The following is a 6537-nucleotide window of genomic DNA, read 5'->3' as shown; positions in this document are numbered from 1 at the left end:
TCATAGACTCGGGATCTCTAGTCTTTGTGGTTGAGCACAAGGCGAAGTACTTTGTGGACATGGCTGACGAGCTATATGTTATGAGGGAGGGTACTATTGTGAAGAGATATCAAGCTAGGGATCTTGAGTCGAAAGATGTTTTAGACGATCTAGATAGACTTGGGATCGATATGTCCTTGAGAATCAATAGAAGGGCTCTAACCAGTAGGAGCAGGAGGGTCATAGCTAGGGCCGAGGATCTCCTCATAGGCTATAGAGAGGATAACCCGCTCGTAGAGGTAGAAAGCCTGGATATAGCTGAGGGTGAGTGTATAGCAGTTGTGGGGCCTAACGGATCTGGGAAAACAGCTCTTCTAAAGACCCTCTCGGGTTTTCTCAAACCAATCTCAGGATCCTTCAACGTTATGGGGGTCGATCTGCATAGGAGTAAGATAAGCGTTAGAAGGGGTCTGGTGTTCTATGTTAGCCAGCACCCTGACTATATGTTCTTCTCGAGAACCGTGGAGGGGGAGCTCAAACATATCCATAGATCTAGCTCTATCAACGAGATCCTCTCGAAATCCACATGGATCCAGAGGCATCTGAAGAGCTCCCCCTACAGGCTTAGCATGGGACAGAAGAGATGGCTCTCAATAGCTATATCCATGGCCTATTCCCCCAAGATACTTATGCTGGATGAGCCAACTGTTGGGCTTGACTACTCGATGTACAGGGATCTCATCTCCCTATTGGATTCTCTGAGGAAGAGGGGTCTGGCTATTATAATAGCTACCCACGATCCAAGGTTGATCGCTGATCTATGTGATAGAGCCCTCCTAATCAGCGGGGGAACACTGGTTGAGAAAGACCCGGTGGAGCTTGCCCTGGAGCTTGAGAGGATAGCAGGTGTATCTCTATGAGGAGACCCTCACCATCTATCTTCCTGATCTACTCGTTAGGGGTCACACTCGAAGCATTTATACTCAGAGACCCTCTGAAGCTCTCGATCCTCTGCATAGCAAACCTAGCCCTAGCACTATATATGGGGTTCAGAGGATTCAAAGCGGTATCTCTTCTCGTGGCAATAGGCTTTTGGGGTGTTTTTATAAATGCTTTGGCTGTTGCAAACCAAGGGGATGTAGTAGTATATCTAGGCCCTTTAGCGATTAGAGAGGGTGCTCTCAAAGCTGTTATAGAGATCACCCTGAGGCTCCTTGCAATATCCCTAGCAGGCCTGGCCTTCATATCACTCTCAGATCCATCGACCCTTATAAGGGAGCTTGTGAAAGGCTTTAGGATCCCTCCGGGCATAGCTTTCTCACTCTCCTATGCCCTGAGGCTAATACCCCTGGTTAGGAGGGACTATGGGGAGATAGTGATCGCTAGAGTCGAGCGGGGATTTAGAAGAAACCCTCTGACACCAGGTGATATAGCATCTATATTGATGCCTCTTCTAAGCATAGGGCTTGAGAGGGCCATCTGGGCAGGGATCTCCGCCGAGCTAAGAGGCCTTAGACTAAGGAGGCAGAGGGGTGGGATAGAGCTGGGGCTACCTGAGTACCTTCTTCTACTACTCCTCTCCCTCCAATTATTGCTCCTAGCCCCTATCCCATTTCTATAGAAACTCTATTGAAAATGCTATAGATATATAAGGGATCTATGGTTTTATATTAATGGGTAGACCATGCCAGCCCAGCAGAGAGTCGGGGTTCTGCAGAGATACACAGCTGTTGACTATGCATACCTAGCTGTAGTAGCTGTTGTAAGTGGAGTCATATTCTATGCAACATGGAATCTATACTATGCAGCAGAAGCCATAGGAGGCCCAATAGTTGCTAGAGCAGCATCCTACGGACTATGGTTCATAGGAGCACCGCTCGCGGCAACTCTAATTAGAAAACCAGGATCAGCCTTCCTCGGCGAAACACTAGGAGCTCTGGTCGAAACATTAATACCCACTGTAGGGGGCTTCACAAACATAATATATGGGGTTGCACAGGGGCTCTTCTCAGAAGCAGGCTATGCGCTAATGAGATATAGAAGCTGGGGAATAGCAGCTGGCTCCCTAGCAGGAGCCCTAGCCGGGATACCAGCTGTTGCTCTAGACGCTGTTTTATTCAGCGCAATAGCCCCTCCACAGATCATGATGCTATGGCTGGTAGCAGCAATAGTGAGCGGAGGCATCTACGGAGCTATATCAGCCACGATAGTTAACAGCCTTAAGAAATAGCTCTATAAATATATAGAATTTTTCATTAATTTTTATAGACTTTACCCCGAGAAGCTTTAGGGGATCTCTGAGATAATTCTTACCTAGCAATATTCAAGTTGAAAGTCTCATCACTTGATAGCGAGGCGAAACATTGTTTATGGTATTTTAGGGGTTGTTGTTATTTCTTTTGGGGCTATATATGCTGAGGCATATATATGCTCCGAAGATTATAGGTTTACTGGTTGCTCTCGGGTGGGCAAGGGTGGCTTAAACCGCTCTCGGGTAAATGGTAATTCATGAGTTTGAAGAGCTATTCAGATTTGCAATCGAGGGTAAGGTTAGATCCTATGTGGGTAGAACAATAGCTCTAAACCCAGAGGATGTTATGGGACTCTATGAAGATCTAGAGGGAGGGAGATACTTGGGGAGAGCCGTGATAAAGATCTAACCTAGGTATGATTATCATCTCCCACAATCTTTTCGTTATATGCTAACCTTTTAGGCGGGGTTTTTATACGCTTCTCAACATTGTTGATGCTGGTGATTATATGTGGCTTGACGAGCTGGTTAGAGAGCAATTGATTAGATCTTTGCTTATAGGCTGAATAAGGCCTGACCTCCTCCCCGCCCTACGGGAACCCTCGCCAAAGATGCTAGATGATGTAGAGCTTATAAATACCATCCCTGCCATAAATGACGAGGCTTTCGGTTGTAAACTGATCTCTATAGAATTGGAAGGGCTAGCTTCTTGTTGAAGAGATACAGAGGATCCGAGATTTATACTGCCCAGCCTCTTCATATCCTTAATTAGCAGGTATTAGAGTAGATTGGTATTTATCAAGCTACTATCATGTTATACAGAGCGTTGGATTAGCGTTTATTTCATGATTTATGTTATATGATCGAAGATCTTTATTTATATATCCTGTTATTTTTTAACATAAAATGGGTAAAAGGGGTTGGAGGTCTTGGCACGGATATTTCATATGGTGTTTAGGAGATTTTTAAATCCTGTTTATACTATATGTTTCAATATTGAGGAGGATTTAAAGCATATGATAGATATTATGGTGGGTGGGTGTCATGGGTGATCCAAGATCTCGATATGCGGTTCTAGCTATGATAGCCTTGGCTTTGCTAGCTTCTTCGGCTATGGTACAGACATCGCCTATAGGTGAGGAGGGGCGTAAGAAGGTTATATGGTTGAGTGTTGATTCAGCTAACTATTATAGGCTCTATAACATCTCATACTCATACCCACTCGAAAATCTTAGAAGGGTTCTTGAGAACGGATCCCACGGACCCATGGTTGTTATGTATCCCTCAGCAACAGCTGTTAATCATGCAAGCGAATCCACGGGTGCTCCACCAGGTTCTACAGGTATAGTTGGTAACTCGATTCATCTACCTAATACAAGTGTGATCTCAACTGTCTCTGGCTTTGATGGGAGGTATCTGCTTGCAGAGCCCATATGGGTCACAGCTGATAGAGAGGGTCTAAGGACTATTGTGATCTCATATCCCCAGTCAACACCCCTTGCCTGGCAGGGTAAAATAGATCCCAGTAGGACGAAGCTCTTCAACATATACGATGCATCAGCAGCGTTCACCCCATCGACTCTCTACACAACCAATAGAAGCGTTGCGAGGGCCACATATATATCCTTCACAAATGCCAGCGGCTGGGCTGGGCTTGAGGGGGTTGGCAGGATATATGGTGCTTGGGAGTCCAATATCTCTATAGGGGATTCAACATGGTATCTCCTCCTAGTAGATCTTACCGGTGATGGTTATCCAGATAAGCTCTTTATAACCACTGGCTCGAAAGATGTTTCGAAGGCTCTAGCAGTTCTTTCTGAGGGTAGTTGGAGCCCTCCAATAAATACTACTATTATCTATAGAGGCTCTGAATATATTGTAGCACCTATGTTCAAGGCTATAAAGCTTGATCCCAGTGATTTCAGGCTATACAGGGGTATAACGAGGCCTTTCAACACGCCTTGGTATAGCGATAAAGATCTTGCGTGGGCTGTGTGGAACAACGTGATATCTAGGGTTGGCGCATTTACAGACGGGGATTACTTTGCTCTTCAAAACGACTGGATAGATGTTGAAACATATATGGAGACAGTCTATATGACCAATAGATTTTTTAAGGAGTTCACCATATATATTATTAAAAACACAGACTGGGATTTCATAATCACATATACCCCTGTGGTTGATAATGTCTACCACCAGTTCTTGGGGATGATATATCCTTCAATGCCATACTACGATAGCTCAAAAGCCGATTACTATAGAAGCCTCATAGCGAGAGCATATGCTATGATAGATGAGTTCGTGGGAGAGATTCTGAGGAATATCGATGTTAGAACAACTACTCTCATAATAACATCCGATCATGGCCAGTGCCCTGTGAAGTACATGGTCAATATAAACGCTATACTCTACAACGCAGGCCTGATCTCGATAAGCGGGGGGAGGGCGGCTTTGAACGGGACAAAGGCTTGGTATGCTGGGCATGGCCATATACTTGTAAACCTCAGGGGTAGGGAGGAGGGTGGTATAGTAGATCCGAGTGAGTACAGATCAACAGTGGATCAGATTATCAGGGCGATACAGGCGGTGAGAGACCCAGATACGGGTGAACCTGTATTTGACTTAGTAGTCACGAGGGAGCAGGCTAGAACACTAGGCCTTTGGGGAGATAGGGTTGGGGATGTGGTTATAGCAACTAGATGTGGATATACAGCTATCGGGGGGATTCCAAGTATCAGAGAAGGAGCAGCGGTTATCTTCTCACCAGCTATACCGCTTAAAACACTCACAGGGGATCATGGGACTATATTGCCGGGGTATCAAGAGCTGCATGCAACCTTCATAGCATATGGAGGTGGGGTGGTTAAAGGTAGTCTAGGCTTAATAAGCTCTCTGAGTGTTGCACCAACAATATCTGAGATCCTGGGTATTGGAAAGCCTAAAGACTCTATAGCCCCACCGCTCCCAATACTCCCAAGGGCAGTTGTGGTTGAGGTTAGAACAGCAACAGCTACGGAGACGATCTATACAACTGTTATCAAGACATCCACTATCACAGCCGTCTCAACTTCAACTGTGACATCATATACCACACTCTATGGAACAGTAACGAGGCAGGAGATAAAGACATTGACAGCTACAGAAACAAAGACCGTGGAAGCTAGGCCTCAATATGATATCAGCTACATAGCTATCGCAGCCGTTGTAGCCCTTATCGTAGGCCTTGCAATAGGATATATTATCAGAGGGTTTAGGAGGTAGAGAGCTGGGAATTATTCTATAAAAGATTTTTAACATCTCCCCACCCCTTTCACATTATCATGTTCAAAGAATATACTAATATACTCCCTACTTATTCATCCTTGGCTGGTAAAGATGTTTTGGAGTAGGCTTAGAGATAATAGAGTATTAAGGCTAGCTGTGTTTGTGATGGCGGTGGTGATATTTATAGGTGTGATGGCATATGGGTTGAATATGCTTATAGGTGTTATAGATATTATGGGGACTGTATCGATTCGAAGTAATGTGGAGATGATTCCAAACAAGGTGAATATAGATCTTGGAGTGATAAGCTCTCCTAGCGGTTCGAAGAGCTTTAGCAATATAGCGAAGCTATATGTTAGGAATAGCTCAAAGATCATAGCTAAGATCGATAGCCCGTCTATTCAGACCTCCTCAAACCTCTCCATAATACTCTCGGGTATACTCAAGCTAGAGGGTGCTAATAGGAGCTATGAGATACACATGCCATGTCTCTATTCAAATACACAGTGTATAAGGATACTGGTCTTGATACCAGGGTATGACGCGCCTCTTGATATAGATAGGGGTGAGTATAATGTTTCTCTTGAAATCAGCTGGATGATAGAGGGGTCGGGAGACGCATCGATCAGGATGTCTCTACAGATACTAGAGGTATCATAGCTGTTAAAACCCTTCTCCACGTTAGGTTGTGGAAACAATATTTGGAGAAATAATCTGCATAGAATCTAGATATTTTTTATGAGCCCTGTGGTTGGGAGATGCTTCTCATAATCTCCACGAGTCTTTTGAACCTCTCCTGAGCTGGGTCTTTCTCCTCCTCAATCTTTGCCAGGATATCTCTACCCATGCTATCCATGATCTCCCAGATCTCTTTGTATCTCTCTCCAACCCTCTCCACGATTATCCTTGCCCTATCACATGGTTCTGAGGGTTTTCCACATATTCTCTCGAATCTCTCTTTATCAACTATCTTTAGCCCTTGGGCTGTTATTGCCGCGTCTATCTCTAGATCTAGGTAGCAGATCTTTATTATACCATCA

At 44.7% G+C, this 6537-nt stretch carries 7 protein-coding genes; 6 read left to right on the top strand and 1 reads right to left on the bottom strand.

What is annotated here, in order from left to right; translation table 11 throughout:
• From QXE01_10860 to QXE01_10835, 6 genes are all read left to right on the top strand, one after another.
• On the top strand, window positions 1–899 hold an 899-nt coding region (locus QXE01_10860), incomplete at its 5' end, for an ABC transporter ATP-binding protein (GenBank protein ID MEM4971737.1).
• A complete protein-coding gene (locus QXE01_10855) occupies window positions 896–1600 on the top strand; it encodes an energy-coupling factor transporter transmembrane component T (GenBank protein MEM4971736.1) in 705 nt (234 codons plus the stop codon). The genes QXE01_10860 and QXE01_10855, both read left to right, overlap by 4 nt.
• A 63-nt stretch (window positions 1601–1663) precedes the next feature.
• Window positions 1664–2209, top strand: a complete 546-nt coding sequence (locus QXE01_10850) for an ECF transporter S component (protein ID MEM4971735.1) — start codon at window positions 1664–1666, stop codon at window positions 2207–2209.
• A 268-nt stretch (window positions 2210–2477) separates the two neighbouring features.
• On the top strand, window positions 2478–2639 hold the full coding sequence (locus QXE01_10845; GenBank protein ID MEM4971734.1) for a hypothetical protein: 162 nt from the start codon (window positions 2478–2480) through the stop codon (window positions 2637–2639).
• Between the two features lie 635 nt (window positions 2640–3274).
• Entirely contained in the window at window positions 3275–5494 is a 2220-nt protein-coding gene (locus tag QXE01_10840; GenBank protein MEM4971733.1) for an alkaline phosphatase family protein, read from the top strand.
• Between the two features lie 114 nt (window positions 5495–5608).
• Window positions 5609–6157 (top strand): hypothetical protein, encoded by a 549-nt coding sequence (locus QXE01_10835; GenBank protein ID MEM4971732.1) that lies wholly within the window; start codon window positions 5609–5611, stop codon window positions 6155–6157.
• Between the two features lie 76 nt (window positions 6158–6233).
• Here the strand turns inward: QXE01_10835 and QXE01_10830 are convergent.
• Window positions 6234–6537, bottom strand: a 304-nt coding sequence (locus QXE01_10830; protein MEM4971731.1) for a hypothetical protein, incomplete at its 5' end; no start/stop codon positions are given.

The sequence above is a fragment of the Sulfolobales archaeon genome (assembly GCA_038897115.1).
Classification (GTDB): domain Archaea; phylum Thermoproteota; class Thermoprotei_A; order Sulfolobales; family AG1; genus AG1.
Note: the sequence above shows the minus strand (reverse complement) of the source record. Positions and strands in the feature narration are given on the sequence as shown.